The 20,107-nt window shown below is 42.3% G+C and carries 14 protein-coding genes; 9 read left to right on the top strand and 5 right to left on the bottom strand.

Going from position 1 to position 20,107, the window contains the following annotated elements; genetic code table 11:
• Window positions 1-5: 5 nt before the first annotated feature.
• On the bottom strand, window positions 6-1,592 hold the full coding sequence (locus F946_RS13110) for an ATP-binding cassette domain-containing protein (protein WP_004983051.1): 1,587 nt from the start codon (window positions 1,590-1,592) through the stop codon (window positions 6-8).
• A gap of 462 nt (window positions 1,593-2,054) precedes the next feature.
• Here F946_RS13110 and ampC point away from each other — a divergent pair, with 462 nt between their 5' ends.
• Window positions 2,055-3,221, top strand: a complete 1,167-nt coding sequence (gene ampC, locus F946_RS13105) for a class C beta-lactamase (protein ID WP_004983048.1) — start codon at window positions 2,055-2,057, stop codon at window positions 3,219-3,221.
• A gap of 180 nt (window positions 3,222-3,401) precedes the next feature.
• On the opposite strand, the gene F946_RS13100 is transcribed toward ampC, so the two are convergent.
• Complete coding sequence (locus F946_RS13100) at window positions 3,402-4,211, bottom strand: cytochrome C assembly family protein (protein ID WP_004983045.1); 810 nt, start codon at window positions 4,209-4,211, stop codon at window positions 3,402-3,404.
• A 138-nt stretch (window positions 4,212-4,349) separates the two neighbouring features.
• On the opposite strand from F946_RS13100, the gene ffh reads away from it, so the two are divergent.
• Window positions 4,350-5,756, top strand: coding sequence for a signal recognition particle protein (ffh, locus tag F946_RS13095; protein WP_004983043.1), 1,407 nt, complete (start codon window positions 4,350-4,352; stop codon window positions 5,754-5,756).
• A 180-nt stretch (window positions 5,757-5,936) separates the two neighbouring features.
• Window positions 5,937-6,536, top strand: a complete 600-nt coding sequence (locus F946_RS13090) for an RBBP9/YdeN family alpha/beta hydrolase (RefSeq protein ID WP_004983041.1) — start codon at window positions 5,937-5,939, stop codon at window positions 6,534-6,536.
• On the opposite strand, the gene F946_RS13085 is transcribed toward F946_RS13090, so the two are convergent.
• Window positions 6,527-7,258, bottom strand: a complete 732-nt coding sequence (locus tag F946_RS13085) for a type III pantothenate kinase (protein ID WP_004983037.1) — start codon at window positions 7,256-7,258, stop codon at window positions 6,527-6,529. The genes F946_RS13090 and F946_RS13085 overlap by 10 nt on opposite strands.
• Window positions 7,259-7,274: 16 nt before the next feature.
• On the bottom strand, window positions 7,275-8,030 hold the full coding sequence (locus tag F946_RS13080; RefSeq protein ID WP_004983034.1) for a biotin--[acetyl-CoA-carboxylase] ligase: 756 nt from the start codon (window positions 8,028-8,030) through the stop codon (window positions 7,275-7,277).
• A 28-nt stretch (window positions 8,031-8,058) separates the two neighbouring features.
• Between F946_RS13080 and F946_RS13075 the strand changes: the two genes are divergently transcribed.
• The 5 genes from F946_RS13075 to ligA all read left to right on the top strand — a co-directional run bounded on the left by F946_RS13075 (window position 8,059) and on the right by ligA (window position 16,314).
• Entirely contained in the window at window positions 8,059-8,862 is an 804-nt protein-coding gene (locus tag F946_RS13075; RefSeq protein ID WP_035326787.1) for a sulfite exporter TauE/SafE family protein, read from the top strand.
• A gap of 159 nt (window positions 8,863-9,021) precedes the next feature.
• A complete protein-coding gene (locus tag F946_RS13070; protein WP_004983028.1) occupies window positions 9,022-9,717 on the top strand; it encodes a GntR family transcriptional regulator in 696 nt (231 codons plus the stop codon).
• Between the two features lie 10 nt (window positions 9,718-9,727).
• Complete coding sequence (gene smc, locus F946_RS13065) at window positions 9,728-13,180, top strand: chromosome segregation protein SMC (protein ID WP_004983023.1); 3,453 nt, start codon at window positions 9,728-9,730, stop codon at window positions 13,178-13,180.
• Window positions 13,181-13,184: 4 nt separating this feature from the next.
• Entirely contained in the window at window positions 13,185-14,180 is a 996-nt protein-coding gene (locus F946_RS13060) for a cell division protein ZipA C-terminal FtsZ-binding domain-containing protein (protein ID WP_004983020.1), read from the top strand.
• A 94-nt stretch (window positions 14,181-14,274) separates the two neighbouring features.
• Window positions 14,275-16,314: an NAD-dependent DNA ligase LigA gene (gene ligA / locus F946_RS13055; protein WP_004983018.1), complete on the top strand. Its 2,040-nt coding sequence runs from the start codon at window positions 14,275-14,277 to the stop codon at window positions 16,312-16,314.
• A 278-nt stretch (window positions 16,315-16,592) separates the two neighbouring features.
• Here the strand turns inward: ligA and F946_RS13050 are convergent, their stop codons facing one another.
• The gene (locus F946_RS13050) at window positions 16,593-17,660 is read right to left on the bottom strand and encodes an SDR family oxidoreductase (protein WP_004983016.1); all 1,068 of its coding nucleotides are present in this window, start codon (window positions 17,658-17,660) and stop codon (window positions 16,593-16,595) included.
• A gap of 275 nt (window positions 17,661-17,935) precedes the next feature.
• On the opposite strand from F946_RS13050, the gene F946_RS13045 reads away from it, so the two are divergent.
• Window positions 17,936-20,077 (top strand): TonB-dependent receptor, encoded by a 2,142-nt coding sequence (locus F946_RS13045; RefSeq protein ID WP_004983014.1) that lies wholly within the window; start codon window positions 17,936-17,938, stop codon window positions 20,075-20,077.
• The last annotated feature ends 30 nt before the right edge of the window (window positions 20,078-20,107 follow it).

Raw genomic sequence — 20,107 nt, 5'->3', positions numbered from 1 at the left:
CTAGTCTAAGGTGTTTGGGTTAACGCGAAATAGCTTTGAATCTGTGTCTCCTCGACAAAGGCGTCATCATGTGAAACTAAAATAACCGCCCCTGTAAAATCGCGAATAGCCTGTGCCAATAGCTGTCTTGAGTCGATGTCGAGATGATTTTCGGGTTCATCCAGTAGCAGTAAGTCCACAGGCTGTGCTGCGAGACTGATACACAGTAAAGCAACTTTGAGTTGTTCACCGCCACTGAGTAGTGAGATGGGAAGAAGAGCTTTATCTCGTCGAATTCGAAGTTGCCCCAATTGATTCCGACACTCCTCATCGGACAAAGACGGATTCAATAACTGTAAATTGTGTACCGCATTCAGTTCTGGATTCAGTAGGCTAAAGTTTTGATCTAAATATAACGATGCTCCTCGCTTGAAAATGTCTCCCGATTGAACATGACTATGATTTTGAATGGCACGAAGTAAGGTCGACTTACCTGAACCATTTTGGCCGCGCAGTTGGATTTTTTCTCCGCTATGTAAGGCAAAAGAAATAGGGGAGATAGAGAGTGCTGCTAAAGCCACTTCTTTTAAACGAAGAATTTCACCAGTTTGTTTAGGTTGAAAATGGAAATCAAACTTTTGTGACTTAATCTGTTCTAGTTGCTGCTGTTTGTTTTTGAGCTCATCTTGCGCTTGTTCCTTTTGGCGAAGTTGTTGCTGCGCGACTCCCGATAAGGTTTGACTCGCACGTTCTTTTTTAAAGTCGAGCAGGATTTTGGCTTGAGAACCAGAACTTCGTAATTTCTGCCCAGACTTTTGCCTTTTCTGAGCTTTCATGCGCTGCTCATGCTGTTGGATTTGTAATTGTTTGAGTTCGCGTTTCTCTTGCGAGATATTGTGTTGTAGTGCCTGCTGTTGTTGCTCTGCTTGTGACTGATACTCGGCATAGTTGCAACGGAAGTGTTGCAAACCAAAATCATTTAAAACATAGGTGTTGGAGATTTGATTTAACAATGTGCGGTCGTGGCTAATGACTAAACAGCCCACAGGATGCTGAAGGATTTTTTGACTTAACCATGCACGACTTGCATGGTCTAAGTGATTACTAGGTTCATCAAGAAGTAAATAATGCTCAGTTTGTAAAAAAAGGCGACACAGTGCCAGTTTAGTTTTCTGACCTTCACTCAGTTGAGAAACTGAGCTAGATAGATCTGTAGGTAAGTTTGCACTTTCTAGCAATTTCAACCATTCAGTGGGTTGATGCCATGCATGTTCGACGCGATCATAGTCTTCAAAGCTCGCAGTCGATTGTTCAATACGCTGAAAACTTACATACAGGTCAGCAATATTAAGGGCTTCGGCAAGCGTACAGTTGCTTAAACGCTCGAGCTGACTTAAGTAGGAAAATGACATATGCCAAATCACTTCGCCACTCGCATAATTGGGCATGTGCGCCTGAGTGAGTAGCGACATTAATATTGATTTGCCTTGACCATTGCGTCCGATCAGCGCTGCACATTGGGCAACGGGCAATTCAAAGTTTAAATGCTGAAAAAGTGGTTCATGAGTAAATTGAACACTGAGATTTTTTACAGTACAGGCCTGTTGGGTCATTGAAGACTCCTTTATACAGGACATACAAAATAAATTTTTATAGAGATATAGAGCAGTAAATAAGTTTATTTTGCACGTCAGAAAACACATAAATTAGATTTGACGGAAAATAAGACTTACTTCATTGGCGTTACTCTAAATTGGAAGAAGGGGAATAAATATGTAGCCAGTATAACAAGTGGATAAAAAATGATCCATCTCATTGTCTTTCTTATGTACTTAAGGTTTATCGATCAATGCTATTGGTTAGGGAGTTTGTCATACACTAGTCGAAGCTTTCTGTAGATGTAAGTACAACCCGCATGATTGGTTAAGTGAGGCTTTTGTGAGTGCGTGGATGAGTTTTAAAGTTATTTCGCATAACACCCACTTCATTAAATAGAAGGGGTAAGGATTTATTACAGAAAATATATTAGATAAGTGAGAACATTGTTATTTGTATTATTGAGGCTAATAGCAGGAATGTTATCTAAAACCCAAAAACTATTTAAAACTAGTCTCTTTACCTTAGCCGTGGGATGTAGTGTCCATTCAAATGCATATGAAATAGAGGCAAATCAAAAAGATATTGAAACTGCTGTTAACCAGTCATTTAAACCACTTATGGAACAGTATGGTGTGGCAGGAATGGCGATAGGCGTCATCTATAAGGGAGAAAACTACGAACACTATTATGGTCTTCAATCTAATAATGATAATAAAAAAGTAGATAGTCGGACTATCTTTGAGTTGGGTTCTGTCAGCAAGCTTTTTACTGCAACCGCGGGTGCTTATGCTAAGGCTCAAGGAAAATTATCTTTTAAAGATCATCCAAGTCAATATTGGCCAGCTTTAAAGAATTCAGAAATTGATAGGGTGAGTTTGCTGGAATTAGCGACCTATACTAGCGGCAATTTACCTTTACAATTTCCTGATTATGTCAAAACAGATGAGCAAATTTTAGACTATTTTCAAAATTGGCATATAAAAAAACCTTCTGGTAAATATCGTCAATATTCAAACCCAAGTATTGGATTGTTTGGCGAGTTAACAGCAAGATCAATGAAAGTCCCTTTCCCATCATTACTCGAACAGGTGATTTTTCCAAGTCTTCATTTAAAACACACTTATGTGAACGTTCCAGAGGAACAGATAGAACATTACGCTTTTGGGCATGATCAAAAGAATAATCTTATTCGAGTTAATCCTGGTGCATTAGATGCTCAAGCATATGGGGTTAAATCTACACTTCCAGATATGCTGAATTTTTTAAACTCAAATTTGAATGTAGAAAAAAATAGTTCAAAGATAAAGACAGCCATTTTAGAAACGCACAAAGGCTATTTCAAGCTTGGAAATATGACGCAGGCGCTTGGGTGGGAGACATTCTCTTATCCGACTACCTTAGAAATTTTGCAAGAGAGCAATGCTGAAAGCGTTGTTATGCAATCAAATCCAGTTATAAAGGATATTAGTCAGTCAAAATCCAAAGTTTTTCATAAAACTGGTTCTACTAATGGTTTTGGAACTTACGTTCTTTTTATTCCTGAAAAAGGCTTTGGGCTAGTCATGTTAATGAATAAAAGAATCCCAAACGAAGAACGGATAAAAGCGGCATACAACGTATTCAACACAGTAAAAAGTATTTAAGTTTTTCTAAAATTTACATAATACGAAATGCACTCGATAATTTATTCTAAATCAAAATATTGAGGTTTACTAAAAAGCCCAGCTTGGTCAAGCTGGGCTTTTCTATTGGGTTATCAAGTTGCACATCTACTTTGTGAGTAGAGCTCTGTATCTTTAATAAAGCGAACTAAACAAAAGACTTTATCGACCTAAAATCATTTCCAATACAAACTTAGATCCGATAAAACCGACCGCCAACAAGAAGAATCCAATTAAGGTAAAACGAATCGCTTTTTGACCCCGCCAACCAAAACGGTAATGTCCGATGAGTAAAGCCCCATACACAAACCAAGAAATAATACTAAAAGCGGTTTTATGTGCCAGATGTTGGGCAAAAAAGTTATCGATGGTAAAGAAACCAAACACCAACGCCACGGTAAGTAAAATAAAACCCGTTTTAATCAAGTCAAACAGTAAAGATTCCATGGCTTGAAAAGAAGGCAGTAAGTTGACCCAAAAGCGTTTCTTCTGTTTGTTCTTTAACTCACGATCTTGGAACCATAAAATCACGGCTTGTATGGTCGCCATGAGTAGCACCGCATAGGCCGACAGCGATAAAATGATATGAATATCTAGGCCCAATGAGCGCTGTTCAATAAATTGAGTGGACTGGCTAAAGGCAAAACCTAAAATGAGTCCTGTAGCGGCCACAGGAATGCCAATCAGGTTCAAAGCAAGAATTGGACGATAAGTGCTATAGAGTAGACTGAGTAATAGCATGAGCCCCGATGTAAATGACATTAAGACAAAAACGTCATAATTCACCCCCATTGGCGTGAGCATGTGATGGTACAAAACAGTTGCATGCAGTAATAAGCCTAAGCCTAAAATAATGCCAATAAACCAATGGTTTGGATCACGTTTAGCCATTAACTTGAGAAACAAATACCAAAAAGAAGTGGTATAAGCGACTAATGCTAAGATGGTGTAAACCAAGGGCAGGCTAATCATGTCAAACCTTTTTCAGGATGATGAATATTCATTTATATAAATTCGGTGCGAACTACAGTATCCTATAGCATTCTATGCATAAATTTTCTATTTTAAGAAAGATTTTTTTGCAACTAGCAATTTTAAGCGGATTTTGCAATGTTTGATACCTTAACGGAACGACTCACGCAGAGTTTAAGAAATGTTACTGGCTCTGGGCAGCTAACCGAAGACAATATTAAAGATACCCTACGTGAAGTACGTATGGCACTTCTTGAAGCCGATGTTGCACTTCCTGTAACTCGTGAATTTATCGCGAAAGTTAAGGAAGAGGCGTTGGGTCAAGAAGTCATGACTCAATTATCGCCGGGCCAAGCATTTGTTAAAATCGTGCATGACGAATTAACAAAAATGATGGGCGAGGCAAATGAAAGCCTTGATCTTGCAGCAAAACCTCCTGTTGTAGTCCTACTCGCGGGCTTACAAGGTGCAGGTAAAACAACAACGGCTGCAAAACTTGCTCGCTTCTTACAAGAACGCCAAAAGAAAAAAGTAGCGATGGTATCTGCCGACGTATACCGTCCAGCAGCAATTAAACAGCTACAAACCGTTGCAGGTGAAGTTGGCGCGATTTTCTTTGAATCGAGTGCTGACGAAAAACCGATTACTATTGCAACGCGTGCAATTGAACAAGCCAAAATTCAGTTTGCGGATGTCTTGATTGTCGATACTGCAGGTCGTCTACACGTAGACGATGAAATGATGGCCGAGATCAAAGAACTTCATGCGGCCATTAAGCCAACTGAAACTTTGTTCGTGGTCGATGCAATGACCGGACAGGATGCGGCAAATACAGCCAAAGCCTTCAATGATGCACTGCCATTAACGGGTGTGATTCTGACCAAAACTGATGGTGATGCACGTGGTGGTGCGGCGCTTTCAGTACGTGCAATCACAGGTAAGCCAATCAAATTCTTAGGTATGGGCGAAAAGCTGGATGCCTTAGAGCCATTCCATCCTGAACGTGTTGCACAACGTATTTTGGGTATGGGTGACGTACTTTCTTTGGTCGAAGAGCTTGAACGTAAAGTCGACAAAGAAAAAGCCGAAAAAATGGCGAAAAAACTGCAAAAAGGCGGCAGCTTCAACTTTGAAGATATGCTAATGCAGTTTGAGCAAATGAATAAAATGGGCGGCATGATGGGCTTCTTGGATAAGTTGCCTGGCATGAGCAATGCAGGGATTCAAGATGCGTTGGCGCAAGCGAACCCTGAAAAGCAAGTGAAAAAGATGGAAGCGATTATTCAATCGATGACCATCAAAGAGCGTCGTAATCCGGACCTGATGAACCCAAGCCGTAAAAAGCGCATTGCAGCAGGCTGTGGTATGGATGTGGTTGAAGTCAATAAATTGATTAAACAACATGCGCAAATGGCGAAAATGATGAAGAAATTTGCCAATCCGTCAGGTATGGCAAAAATGATGAAATCGCTCAGTGGTATGCAAAAACAATTCGGCGGTGGTGGCGGTATGGGACCATTGTTCGGTGGGAACGATAAGAAGTAATCTGCTTCTAACCATTTCAGAAAAAGGCGCGTTGAGCGCCTTTTTTTATGTTGTTTTGTGAGTCATGGAAATTATTGTGTGCGTTTTCAATACCGTCGCTTAATAACAAAAACGCACTATTTATGGCTTGAAAGTTGCGTAAAATTTATTCTTTTCAAACATTATAATAAGAAGTTGAAAATGAATGGATCAAAACAACATATCTATATTGTGCATGGCTATCAAGCATCGCCCAATGACCATTGGTTTCCGTGGCTAAGTCAAAAACTCAGTCAGATGGATCCGCATGCTGAAGTAAAACGCTTAGTGCTCCCGCACAGCGATGCACCACATTTCGAAGAGTGGCAGCAGGCTTTAGCCCTGCAAATGACCGCTTTGGGTGAACATACCATCATCATTGCGCATAGTTTGGGGTGTCTGGCGACTTTACATTATCTCAGTAGTAAACTGCGTGAACGTCGAATCAAAGCGATCTTTTGTATTGCGGGCTTTAAAGCGGCTTTAAAAAGCTTACCTGAGTTAAGTGGCTTTATTGCGCAAGCGAAGTTGGACAGCGGTATACTCCACTCTCACATCGCTTCACGTGTGGTGATGTTTTCCAATAATGACCCTTATGTTCCACCGCCTTTGGCCCTTACCTTTGGGCACTTCTTGAGTGCAGAGGTACTGGAGGTGAAACGTGCAGGGCATTTTATGCGTGAAAATGGCTATGCTGAATTTGAGCTACTGCTCAATACCTTAAAACCCCTTTTACAACAGCAGGCGGTGGCTCAGGGTTGATGCTGAATATAATATTGTAGCCCTTTAAGTAATAAATCATTTTCAATGCATGGTGCATACTCTGCCAAATAGCGCGCAAATACAGGCGCATCACCGCCAGTTAAAATCAGTTGGCGTGGAGATTGTTGCAAGACTTTTTCAATGGTACTGACCAAGCCGAGCAAAATCCCATGATGCACTGCGTCGATGGTATTACGACCGGGACCGAGTTCATCAAAAGCCGCATCTGGAATTTTAATGCCTTTGGTGTTTTGGATCAGCGAGTCTCGTTGTAAGTAGAGATTTGGTAAAATATAGCCGCCCAAATGCTGCAAACCATCCGCCAAGTCGATGGTCAGCGCCGTGCCACAGCTAATCACACAATAGTTCTGCTCTGGATTACGTGCGACGGCCAACACTTGCAACCAACGGTCAATTCCGAGTTGTTCTGGATGTTCATAACCACACTGTAGGCCTGCATAGTTGGCCTGTACTTGGGCAAAGGTGATCGGTACATTTAAACTTTTTAAAAGTCTACGGATTCGGTCATTATTTTTTTTGTCCTGAACCGAAGAAACACCAATCTGTTGGATGTTTAAGTTTTTAAAATGCTGAATTAGACCTAAAAGCAAATCGGCAGGGGACTGTAAATGTAACTCAGCCCCTTGTTCCAAAATTTGATCTTCCTGCGTAATCCAATACTTCAGACGAGTATTACCAATATCTAACCATAAATTTTTCATGATGATGCTCAATCATTTAAACAGGGATCATTGGGCGTAAACGGCCTTGATAAAAGCTTTCAACACCATTGCTGGTCTGAATTTGTACCGCACCATCATCTTGAATGCCTAAGAATAGGCCTTGAGACAGACCTTTCATATGTTCAAATTCGACCGGTTGCTGCATAAAGGCTGCGTAATGATTGAAACGAGAAGCCAAATTTGCACTGTTATGGGTGAACCATAGGCCTGCCTGTTGAATCGCTAGATATAGTTCCGCCATTAAGCGAATGCGATCTGCTTGGGCTAAACCAAGCTGTTCAAGTGAGCTGGTGGCTTGATCAAGTTGGGTATCTTCGACTTGGTTGATATTGATGCCCACCCCAATAATAGCTTGGTGGCTCGACAGTGGTTCAACTAAAATTCCGCCCCATTTACCTTGAGCACTGTAAAGGTCATTTGGCCATTTCACTTGCAGAGCAAGGCCTTGCAAACTCGGCATTTGCAAGATATTTAACGCAATTTCTAAAGCCAAGCGCCCATCTATAGGTGTTTTGGTCTGTAGCAATGTGCTTAAATAGATGTTTCCTTCAGGAGAAACCCATTGTCGTTGACGCTGTCCACGACCTTGAGTTTGTCGTGTACTGCAGACCAAAACGCTCTGAATCCCTTTTTGCGCAATTTCACGCACATCATCATTGGTGGATGTGGTAACTGGCTTAAGCAATAAAACTTCAGGAAGTTGCTGTGCTTCAGCGAGAAGCTGTTGTAATTGGCGTGTCTCTAAATCCATATGAATCTGAGAAAAGTGAAAAATGATCATGGAGTTAATCATATATTTACTGATTGGTGCAATCGCTGGTTTTGCTGCGGGGCTATTTGGGGTCGGTGGTGGACTCATTATCATCCCGATTTTATATGTGGTGTTTACTCATCTGAACTATGACCCGAGTGTCATTATGCATATGGCGGTTGGCACATCACTGGCGACTATTATTGTCACGTCAATGAGTTCCGTGAGTGCACATCATAAACGCGGGGCAGTGTTATGGTCTGTGTTTCGCAATTTGGCTCCTGGTCTAGTCATGGGCGCTTTTTTAGGTGCGGGCATTGCAGACTATATGTCGGGACATGGCTTACAGCTGCTGATCGGTTTTTTTGCGGTGTGGGTGGCGTACAAAATGTTTAGTGGTGCACATGTTGAGGTTGACCCGTCGCGTCAGTTGCCCTCTACAGGCAAACAGTTATTTGTCGGTGCTGGCATTGGTGTGGCTTCTGCGATCTTTGGCATTGGTGGGGGAAGTTTGACGGTGCCGTACTTAAACCGTCATGGTGTGGTTATGCAAAAAGCGGTGGCGACGTCTGCGGCTTGTGGCTTACCAATTGCAGTGGCTGGAGCTATAGGTTTTATGTGGTTCGGGCATCAGGCTGAGGTCAACGTACCAAATACCATTGGTTATATTCATGTCTATGCTTTTTTGGGGATTGCGGTCATGAGTTTTATCACCGCGAAGTTTGGTGCGAAAGTAGCGCATCTTTTATCGCCTGCGATGTTGAAAAAGTGTTTTGCTGGTTTGTTGGTGGTAGTTGGTTTATATTTTATTTATCAAGGTTTTAGTTCTTAATTTCTTTGATAATATTGTGTGCGTTGCTGTTGATTGGCATTATAGACGGTAAAATTGTTAGACAATGACATAGTGTTTAGCGTTTAAGATCGGGTAAAACCTAAAAATAGGTCACTAAAGACCATGGATTGCATCTTATAAAAACAAGTTAGGAACAGTATGCAAGCACATGATACAGAGAGTTTGTCCGAACAAATTGCCAAGCACATCAGTGAACAAATCATTCGCGGTGAGTTGGTCGAAGGTGAGCGCATACAAGAATTACGTATTGCCGCTGAACTGGATGTGAGTCGCGGCTCGGTGCGTGAGGCCTTGTTACTGCTTGAACGTACACATCTGATTGAAATCTACCCGCGTCGTGGTGCCATCGTTTCTGAAATGTCGGCTCAACAAGTACGTGCCTTGTTTGACACCAGCAGTCTGCTGTTGGGGCAAATTGTGCAACGCATAGCGGAAACATGGCGTAGCTATGAAGCGGAACGTTTACAGCTGTTATTGGATGAGTTGGGGAATCAGCTGAAACAGGGCAGTATCGAAAAATTTTATGATTTGATTTTTGAAGGATTGGCACGGCAGCATGAAATGGTGGGCAATGCCTATTTGATGAAGTTTTACCAAGAACTGTTGCCCTCGATACGGCGGAGCTATTTTTTAACCTTAAATACTTCGCGTAGAGAGTTACAAGAATCTTATGATTTATTTAAACTGGTGACTGATGCAGTTTTAATCAGAAAATCACAACAAGCTACTTTATTTATGGAAGATTTTTGTCGACACTTACGTAACTTGGTGTTGGAATCTCTGACCCGAATGAAACAAATTGAACTTGCGTGGGCGAGACGCTCACGACGTTAGTCAGGACATTATGCGTTTAAGCAGTTTAAAACTTTCCGGCTTCAAATCTTTTGCCGACAGTACCACATTACACTTTAAAGATAACCGCACAGCAGTGGTTGGGCCGAACGGTTGTGGCAAATCCAATGTGATCGACGCTATTCGCTGGGTCATGGGTGAATCCAGTGCGCGTCAGTTGCGTGGTGGTAGTATGCAGGATGTCATTTTTACGGGCACTGCAAAGCGTAAACCTGTCAGTGTCGCCAGTGTAGAACTGCGTTTTGACAACACTTATGGCAAGTTAGGCGGTAGCTATAATGCCTATACCGAACTGGCGGTCAAACGTCAGGTTAACCGAGATGGCAAGTCTGAATACTTTTTAAATGGCACCAAATGCCGTCGTCGGGACATTACCGATATATTCTTGGGCACAGGTTTAGGGCCACGTTCTTATTCGATTATTGAACAGGGCATGATCAACCGTTTGGTCGATGCAAAACCTGAAGAAATGCGAGTTTTTATTGAGGAAGCCGCAGGGGTTTCGCGTTATCAAGCACGTCGCCGTGAAACTTTATTGCATTTGGATCACACTACGCAAAATTTATCGCGTTTAGAAGATATTGCCTCTGAATTAAGATCACAGTTAAAAACTTTAAAACGTCAGGCTGAAACCGCAATTCAGTACAAAACACTGGAAAGCCAAATTCGCACCATTAAAGTCGAAGTCTTGTCTTTTCAATGCGAACAAAGCAGTCGTTTACAGCAAGAATATACGCTGCACATGAATGATTTGGGTGAGCAGTTTAAGCTGGTGCGTTCAGAGTTAACCACTTTAGAGCATGATTTGACGTCAACCAGTGAACTATTTCAACGCCTGATTCAGCAGTCCACGCCACTACAGAGTGAGTGGCAACAGGCAGAGAAAAAGCTGGCTGAGTTGAAAATGACTTTGGAACAAAAGCAGAGCCTGTTCCAGCAAAACACGACTACTTTGGCACAGCTTGAACAGCAGAAGGCGCAAACCAAAGAACGTATGCAACTGATCGAGCTGCAACTGGAAAGTTTGCACGAACAAAATGAGCTTCATACCGAACAGTTACAACAGCAAGAAAGTCAAAACCAACAGCAAAGCCAAGGTTTAACGGATTTAAAAGCACAGCAGCAACAGTTGCTTCAACAGTTTGAACAAGTCAAAAGTTTGGTTGAAAAACAGCAGCAACAAAAAACGCAAATGTTGGCGCAAAGTGAACAGCTGGCCAAAAATATTTTACGCTTTGAACAGCAAAAGCAGATTTTAGAGCAGCAAGCGGCGCAAATTCAAAACCAAAGCCAGTTGGATGCGATAGACCAGCTGTTACATGCAAAGCAAGACGCTGAGGCACAGCAGTTACAACGTGAGCAAAGTATCATTGAGGTACAGTTGCAGCTGGATGATTTGCGTATCCAACATCAAGCTGCTCAAACTGAGTTGAATCAGCACAAAGCAGATATACAGGTTTTAAGTGCCGAGCAGAAGCATCTAAAGCAGTTGTTGGTCAAAGTCAGTGCCCTAAAAAATAGTGATCATCCACAGTTGATGCATGTGCTGAAGCTTAAAGATGCGGCTAAAACCCATGCCGCGCTGGTCGAAAAATTCTTAGCCAAATGGCTTTCAGCGCACTGTTTGGAAAACAGCGATGCATTCACCGATGCCGTTGCACGTCAGTTAACGCCTCAGCCGCATGTTGAACTGATCGAAATTGCAGGTTGCGATAGCCTAGCCAGTTGGATTGAATCGCCACAATCCTCTTTGTGGCAGCAGGTGGGGGTGACCACCAACTTAAAACAAGCCTTGGCTCTGCAAAAGCAATTGAAAGATGGTCAGTCTCTTCTGAGTTTAGACGGTTACCATGTCGGCGTGGACTGGGTGATTGGTTTGGATTATGACGAAGCGAGCCAAGCTGGACAGGGTGCGCTAAGTCATCGAATTCGTTTAGATGAAATTGAGCAGAGTCTTGCTGAAAAAATAGGACTTCTGACTCAGCTTGAAACGAAAACCACAGAGCTTCGTACTCAAGTCCAAGCGGTGGATGAGCAGTTAAAAGCGGATCAACAACTCTTAAAAAAAGAAGTTCAAGCGACGCAGCAGATTGATTTGAATATTGCCAAAGTGCAAAGTACCAACCAAGCCTTTGAAGTGCAAAAACAACAATTGGCCAATCAACTGGCGCAGCTAGACAGTCAGCTTGAAGAAGATGCCATGCAAAAAGATGATCTGGAGATTGATCTGCATGCATTGAATATTAAGCTAGAGCAAAACTTACCGAACTACAAAACCATGCAGTTCCAAGTAGAGTCTTTGACTGAGCAACTGGATGATAGCCAGCAGCAGGCACAGCAGGTTTGGCAAGCGCTTGAAATGGTGCGTCGTCAGGCGGTGCAAACCACACAGCAGATTGAACTGTTAGAAAAAGACAGTACTTTCTTAAAAGCGCAGTATCAGCAAATTTTGTCGCAGATGGAGCAGGCCAAAAAGTTTATTGACCCTGTACAACTTGAGCTGCCTGCCTTAGAAAGCCAGTTCAGCGAACAAGCACAGATCACTGAAAAGCTGCAAAAAACATGGTCTGAATGGCAAGTTGAGCTGAATGCGGTGCAAGAACGTCAGCAAAGTTTGACCGAACACCGTCATCAACAGCAACAACAAGATGAAAAGCTGAGAACCCAGTTAGAAGAGAAACGTTTGGCGTGGCAAGCGGCAAAGTCAGACTTACAACATTATTCTGAACAGCTGAAAGAGATGAATGTTGAACCTATTGTGGGTTTGAGTATTGAGATCAGTAGCCATCAACAGATTTTGGAAAAAGCGCAGCAACAGTTTGAGAAATTGGGCGCAGTCAATTTGGCGGCTTCAGAAGAATATGAAGAAATATCAAAACGTTTTGAAGAGTTGAGTCATCAAATTCAAGATTTGGAAAATACCGTTGAGCAGTTGCGCGCTGCAATGAAAAGTATTGACCAAGAAACCCGTAAACTGTTCATGAGCACTTTTGATCGGGTTAATGCTGAACTACAAGATCTGTTCCCGAAAGTTTTCAATGGTGGCGAAGCGAGTCTGACTTTAGAAGATGACTGGCAGTCTGGGGTTAAACTCATGGCCCGTCCGCCAGGTAAACGTAATAGCTCTTTGGCGCTACTTTCAGGGGGAGAAAAAGCCCTGACTGCATTGGCCTTGGTGTTTGCGATTTTCCGTCTCAACCCATCACCATTTTGTGTTTTGGATGAAGTTGATGCGCCTTTGGATGACGCGAACGTGGGAAGATTTTGTAATCTTGTAAAAGAGCTTTCTGAACAAGTGCAATTCATTTACATTACCCATAATAAACTCGCAATGACGATGGCGACCGACTTGTTAGGTGTTACGATGCCTGAACCGGGAACATCAAAGTTAGTGACTGTAAATTTAGAACAGGCAAAAGAATACGGTTTAGTCGCGGAGGTCTAATAAGATGGAATACACAACAATTATTGGTATCGTCATAGCAGTGATCATTATGCTGTTTGGGGTTCGAATGATTTTTCGAAAGCCGGCAGATGCAGCGCCTTCACTTGAGTCTGCATTGCATATCGATGCTGACAGTCAAAAACCGATTATCCCGCGTCACGTACGTGACCAATTGCAGACGGCATCAGTTGAAGAGGCTGAACGTCAAGAGCCGACTTTAAACGAAAACTCTGTAGAAGAGACACTGTCTGAAAAAGCCGAACCGAAAGCTTTGGATGCAGACAGTGTGCTCGAAAGCAGCAGTACTGAACCAAGTTTGGATGCGTCAGCTGAGATAGAAAATAAAGCAGCAGATTCAGTTGCTCCTGAAAATGCTGTAGCTGATGCAACGGAATTAACGACTGAAAGCGCAAGCACCTCACTTGTTGATGACCAAGCAAAAGCGGATAAAGCTGAATTTAGTTTAAATGCCAATGTCGAAAAAGCCGAAATTTCAGAGTTTGACGATGAAAGCAGCATTTTAGATGCACATTTGTATGAGCAAAAAATTGTTGATGATGAAAGTGCCTTAGCCACAGCAGAGTCGTTTATTGCCCTGAATGTTTATCCTGAACGTCGCGCGTTGTCTGGTGAGAAAACCTTAAAAGTTTTAATGAAGTATGGTTTACGTTTTGGCGAAATGTCCTGTTTCCATCGTTATAACGAAGATGGAACCAAGTTACTGTTCTCTGTGTTGCAAATTACTGATACAGGCATGGATGGTTTTGACTTGGAAAATCTGTCGACCGATCCAATTAAAGGCTTGGCATTTTTCTTGGCTTTACCACACCGCGATGTCCAAAATGCCTTTGACACCATGGACAGTATTTCACGTTTGATTGCTCGTGAAATCGATGGAACGGTTTATGACCAAAACAACCAAGAGTTCACTCCACAACTGCGTGAGCATTGGCGCCACCTGGCGATTGATTACCGTGCTGGACAAGCAATCGATGCTTAATCTGATTGAAAGCAGAGGTAACGATTTCTATAATAGACAGTAGAAATACAATTTTTAGGGCGGAACAAAGACCGCCCTTTTTTATGGTGAAATTATGACTCAACCTTCTACTGTCGTTGCGCAAATGCGTCAACTGATCCAAATTTTGGCACAGCATAATCATGCTTATTATGTGATGGATCAGCCGACCATTTTAGACAGTGAATATGATCAGCTTTTTCATCAGTTGAAAGCTTTAGAAGAACAATACCCTGAGTGTATTCAGCCAGATAGCCCGATCAATAAAGTCGGTGGTAAACCTTTGGCGAAGTTTACGAGCGTGACCCATGTGGTACCGATGCTGTCTTTAGGGAATGTGTTTAATCAAGACGAACTGTTTGCCTTTGCACGCCGTGCAGAAGAACGTTTGCCGAATCAAACGATTCAATATGATGTCGAACTGAAGTTTGATGGTCTTGCGATCTCACTGTGGTATCAACATGGCGTGCTGGTGCGTGGGGTGACGCGTGGTGATGGTGAAACAGGGGAAGACATTACCCAAAACGTCAAAACCATTCGGAACTTGCCGAAGGTGTTGACCACAAATCAGGGCGAAGTACCTACACTACTGGAAGTTCGTGGCGAAGTCTTGATGCCTAAAGCAGGTTTTGAAAAGCTCAATGCAGAAAATGAAGCCAAAGGTGAGAAGACTTTTGCCAACCCACGTAATGCCGCAGCTGGAAGTTTACGTCAGTTAGACCCGAATATTGCGGCTTCACGTCCACTCGCATTTTATGCTTATGGTATTGCGCAGTGTGAACCCAATCATGGTCAAAGCACCATGTCGGAAAGTCTAGAGTGGTTGCAACAGTTTGGTTTTGCGGTTGGAGAGCGTCATTTTGTCTGCGATAGTATTCAAGAAGTTCAAGCGGTTTATGAACAAATCAATGCGGAACGACCACAATTGAGTGTGGAAATTGACGGCATGGTGATTAAGGTCAACAGTCTCAAACAACAGCAACAGCTCGGTTTTTTAAGTCGTGAACCGCGTTGGGCAACGGCTTATAAATTCCCTGCGGTGGCTGCGCTCACCACGGTTGAAAATATTGACTGGCAAGTGGGGCGTACAGGTACATTGACCCCTGTGGCGCGTTTGAATCCTGTTGCTGTGGGCGGCGTGACCGTTTCAAATGTGACCTTGCATAATATTGGGGAAATTCACCGTTTAGATGTGCGAATTGGCGATACTGTCAGTGTTTACCGTAGTGGTGATGTGATTCCCAAAGTGGAAAAAGTGTGGCCTGAATTCCGTCCTGTCGATGTGACTGAAGTTGAACTCCCGAGCCAATGTCCCGTGTGTGAATCGCCAGTGGTGATGCCCGAAGGTGAAGCTTTAGCACGTTGCTCAGGTGGTTTGTATTGTGCCGCACAGCGTATTGAGGCGATTCGCCACTTTGTATCACGTAAAGCTCTTGATATTGAAGGTTTGGGGGATCGTTGGGTCGAATCACTGTTACATCTTGATCTGCTTAAAGATGTGGCTGATATTTATCACCTACATGAGCACCGAGAAAAGCTATTAACCATTGAAAAAATGGGTGAGAAGTCCGTTCAGAACTTGATTGATTCGATTGAAAATAGTAAGAAAACCACTTTGGCTGCATTTATTTATGCACTGGGGATTCGTGGAGTGGGTGAAACCACAGCACGTATGTTGGCCAATACTTTCCAAACTTTAGATGCGCTACGTGTTGCAGACATTGAAGCTTTAAAGAAAACTCCAGATGTGGGGGATATCACGGCGGAGTGGATTGTCGACTTTTTCCAAGCACCACATAATCTTGAAGTTTTAGACCGATTATTGGCGGCAGGTATTCACTGGGACGCGCCTGTGGCACCAAGTCGCCAACCTCTAAATGGAGAAAGTTGGGTCGTGACGGGTACACTCAGTACGATGGGGCGTGATGAAGCAACACAGCTCTTGCAAGCACTGGGCGCACGTGTCAGTGGTAGTGTGTCGAGTAAAACCAAGTGTGTTGTTGCAGGTGAAAAAGCAGGTTCAAAGCTGGATAAAGCGGAGAAGCTTGGGATTGCTGTGATCAACGAAGCTGAGTTTATTCAACTGATGAAAGATTATGGTCAATTAGACGTTTAGATTGTTGACTCAGGTTAAATCAGAAATATGATACTTGGGCACGTCATCTGCAACCTGCGTGGTGTAAGTAAGATAATGTTTCTGCGACATATTTCTGATACATCAAAAAGAGAACAGGTTTTGCAGATGACAATGGTTTTGCCTACTTTTGCCGAAACAAAAGTAGGGCCAGCTGCAGGCTAATGATGAAATGGGGTGAGAACTTGATAAGACTCCGCCAAGATCATTGCTTTTCAATGAGCTGGAGGAATATTTAAGTCAAACTTAGGTTGTTTATTTCAGGGAATATATTGCTTAATGACACCGTCATCGAGCAATTGTTGGAAGTGCTCAACGAGGCTTTCTTTGACATCTCGGTACTCTAAACCCAATTCTTTTTGGCTCTTGTTCGCATCAAAATAAATTGGATAACCCATATTCAGCTCAACAAACTCGCGGCTAAAACCAATGAATGGACCAATCACCTTAAAGGCTGCTTTGGGCAGTTCATTTCGTGGAAATGGAAACTTCCAACCAAAATGTGCTTTAAGCAATTGACCGATTTCAAGCAGACTTAAAGTTCCACCACTTACGATGTAACGACCCGTTGCTTCTAGGTTGAATGCTGCTTGTAAGTGTGCTTCAGCAACATCTTGAACATCGACCACACCATTCCACATAGGTGGGACACCAGCTAAAGTCAAACCATTGGTAAACTGTTGTAAGACCTCAATTGAGCCTGACTGTGTATTTGGTGTCAATGAACGACCAAAGACCAACGCAGGGTTAATGCATACCAACTGCCAACGATCTTGTGCCTCAGCCATTTCCCAAGCTTTACGCTCAGCCATTACTTTAGAATATGGATAAGGCTGATGGGTCTCAGAACTGCTGGTGTTCCAGTGACTTTCATCAAAAGTATTGTGGTCCGTTTTTAAAATATCAATGGCATCGCCATAGGTCGACGCAATACTCGAAGTGACAATAACGCGTTTAACAGACTCGGTTTCATTGACGGTGTTTAAGACATTTTCTGTACCCAAAACAGCAGGTTCAATGATGTCTTTCACCGCATCTTTATAGTTAGTAACGACGAAAGGAGAGGCCATATGAAAGACAATTTCACAACCTTGCATCGCTTCTTTAAAGGAGTTGGGCTCGAGCAAATTGGCTTTAAAGAGTTTCAGTGTTCCAGCACTGCTGTCTGCAATTTTAGATAAATGCGCGAAGCTTTGGGTTTTGTTCAAGTCACGTACAGTGGCATGAACGGTATACCCTTGGGTTAATAATTTTTGAATCACCCAACTGGCAATATAACCCGATGCACCTGTAACCAGTACCGGTGCTTGTGTTGCTAAGTTTGTCATAGATTACCCATTGTTGTTTTAAGTATTGGCTTAGTGTAAACGTGAATGCCATGAAAGTCTTTGCTTATGGGGTGAACAGGTGTCTGACTTATGCGTCATTTTATAATATTGCACCACACTGTATTGAAAATGAGCGAGTAAAACGTATTTTTTCGCAGTAAGCTTAAATTTGTATTTTAGATCAGATAGATAAGTCAAATGATAAAATACAATAAATAATGATAATTATTTTACATATAATAATGATTCTCATTAAAAAATAAGTGTTGTTTAAAATGAAATCCTTCTCTAAGAAAATTCTTGCAAGCTCTGTTGGGCTTTTGATGATGGGTGGAGGCTGTTTACAGCTTGCTTTTGCAGAGGAGGTTTCAGTTTTACCTGCCTTAAAATCAGAAGCGCAATCACAACAAGGCTATGCCGATGGTAAATTGGCGAAGACGGCTAACTTGGGTGCTTTAGGGAATAAGTCAGCGATTGATACACCATTTACGGTTTCTACTTATACAGAGCAACTGATTCGTGATCAACAAGCATCGACAGTGGGGGAGGTTTTAGAAAATGATGCCAGTATTCGTGCGACGACCAATCAAGGTCATTTAAACGAAAACTTCCAAATTCGTGGTTTTAGTGTCGGCTATGATGATATGGCTTATAACGGGTTATACGCTGTAGCTTCTATGGGACGTATACCAACAGATTTACTAGAATCGGTGACAGTATTGAAAGGACCGAATGCTTTGGTTGCAGGTATGGCACCAGCAGGAAGCGTTGGCGGAGTAGTGATTGCTAATTCTAAACGTGCCGACCAAGATCTAACACGTATTTCGACGTCATTAGAAGATGAGAGTTATTATAAAACCAATGTGGATGTTTCTCGTCGTTTTGGTGACCAAAAACAATTTGGCGTTCGTGTAAACGGCACATATGGAGACGGTGAGCATCTTATTGAAGGTATGGATGACCGTTTAGCGCTTGGTTCGATTGCAGCGGACTATACGACCGATAAATTAAAACTAAACTTTGATGCTTATGCCATTCGTGAAAACCGTGATAATGGTTCACCTGCAATGGTCTCTATGCAAAAAACAGGCGTAGTTGCTGCACCAAAGGGTGATAATAATTACTTTGATCAAATTCATGGGGAAACCTATAGCCGTTATGCGGGCTTAAATGGTGAATATAAATTCACTCCTGATACTAAGGTTTTTGCAGGTGTGGGTTATGTTGAAAAAGGTTATTCGGGGCATATTTTTGGTACGCGTATGATCTTGCAGAACAGTGCAGGTGATGCAACTTCGCAGTATTATCGAGTCGCATCTAAAGAAAATAACCTAAGTGGTAATACGGGTATTGAAACTAAATTCAATACAGGCGCCATTAAACATACCCTTGGGTTACGTGCAGATTATGTACATCGCGAATACGATCAACACTCTCGTGCGACAAGTTCATCATTTACAACGAATCTTTATAATCCTAACTCGAACGGGACAATGCCAACGACCTATCCAACAGTTGTACCTTATGAAGATGATAAATTCATGAGTTATACCTTGACGGATCAAATTTCAATGTTGGATGACAAATTGCAGTTGATTTTGGGTGCTCGTTATCAAGATATGCAGTTAGAAAGTCTCACTACAGATGTGAAATACGATGAAAATAAGCTTTCACCAAGTTTAGGCATCGTAATCAAACCGTTTGGAGAAAATTTATCTTTTTATGCAAGTTATGTTGAAGGTTTATCAAAAGCAGACTCAGTAACTTCTACCGCGGATGTGAATGAAGGAAAACTGTTTAAGCCTTACGAAACGAAGCAATATGAAGTGGGGACGAAGTATCAAGCTGGTTCTTGGTTAAATAGCTTGGCGCTTTATCAAATTGAAAAACCGACTCTGATCACAACAGCTTTGGCGACAGCGGTTAATGGTAATACACAGATCACTGAAGATGGTGGGGAAAGTCGATCACGTGGTATTGAATGGTCCTTCTCAGGGAGTTTGACAGAGGACTTAAGTCTACTGGGAAGCATGGCTTATATTGATGCTGAATATACAAAAGGTTCTACAAGCACCACTGATATTTCAGGCAATACGATTTATGGTGTACCAGACTTTACTGTCTCATTAGGTTTGGATTATGCCGTACCTGTGGTAGATGGTTTAAATGTTAATGCTCGGGCTAACTATGTTAGTGAACAATATTTAGATAGTTTGAATACCTATAAACTTCCTGACTATACTATTCTTGATGTTGGTGCGCGCTATAAAACAAAACTGGGTGGTGTAAACACGACTTTCTTAGCCAATGTAGATAACGTGACTAATAAAAAATACTGGGAAGGTGTGTTCAACTCTTACTATGCAACGGTTGGTGGTGCACGTACCTATAAACTTGGCGTCACTTTCGATTTCTAATTTTTATGATCAGCCCATTGCGATGCAGTG

Source organism: Acinetobacter johnsonii ANC 3681 (assembly GCF_000368805.1).
Taxonomy (GTDB): Bacteria; Pseudomonadota; Gammaproteobacteria; order Pseudomonadales; family Moraxellaceae; genus Acinetobacter; species Acinetobacter johnsonii.
This window is presented reverse-complemented; position numbering and strand designations above follow the sequence as displayed.

Bases quoted from the DNA above. Each gene is read 5' to 3' on its own strand.
- F946_RS13110 (WP_004983051.1), bottom strand. From the start codon at position 1,592: ATGACCCAACAGGCCTGTACTGTAAAAAATCTCAGTGTTCAATTTACT.
- F946_RS13090 (WP_004983041.1), top strand. From the start codon at position 5,937: ATGAATGGATCAAAACAACATATCTATATTGTGCATGGCTATCAAGCA.
- ampC (WP_004983048.1), top strand. From the start codon at position 2,055: ATGTTATCTAAAACCCAAAAACTATTTAAAACTAGTCTCTTTACCTTA.
- F946_RS13060 (WP_004983020.1), top strand. From the start codon at position 13,185: ATGGAATACACAACAATTATTGGTATCGTCATAGCAGTGATCATTATG.
- F946_RS13075 (WP_035326787.1), top strand. From the start codon at position 8,059: ATGGAGTTAATCATATATTTACTGATTGGTGCAATCGCTGGTTTTGCT.
- F946_RS13070 (WP_004983028.1), top strand. From the start codon at position 9,022: ATGCAAGCACATGATACAGAGAGTTTGTCCGAACAAATTGCCAAGCAC.
- smc (WP_004983023.1), top strand. From the start codon at position 9,728: ATGCGTTTAAGCAGTTTAAAACTTTCCGGCTTCAAATCTTTTGCCGAC.
- F946_RS13080 (WP_004983034.1), bottom strand. From the start codon at position 8,030: ATGGATTTAGAGACACGCCAATTACAACAGCTTCTCGCTGAAGCACAG.
- ligA (WP_004983018.1), top strand. From the start codon at position 14,275: ATGACTCAACCTTCTACTGTCGTTGCGCAAATGCGTCAACTGATCCAA.
- F946_RS13045 (WP_004983014.1), top strand. From the start codon at position 17,936: ATGAAATCCTTCTCTAAGAAAATTCTTGCAAGCTCTGTTGGGCTTTTG.
- F946_RS13085 (WP_004983037.1), bottom strand. From the start codon at position 7,258: ATGAAAAATTTATGGTTAGATATTGGTAATACTCGTCTGAAGTATTGG.
- ffh (WP_004983043.1), top strand. From the start codon at position 4,350: ATGTTTGATACCTTAACGGAACGACTCACGCAGAGTTTAAGAAATGTT.
- F946_RS13050 (WP_004983016.1), bottom strand. From the start codon at position 17,660: ATGACAAACTTAGCAACACAAGCACCGGTACTGGTTACAGGTGCATCG.
- F946_RS13100 (WP_004983045.1), bottom strand. From the start codon at position 4,211: ATGATTAGCCTGCCCTTGGTTTACACCATCTTAGCATTAGTCGCTTAT.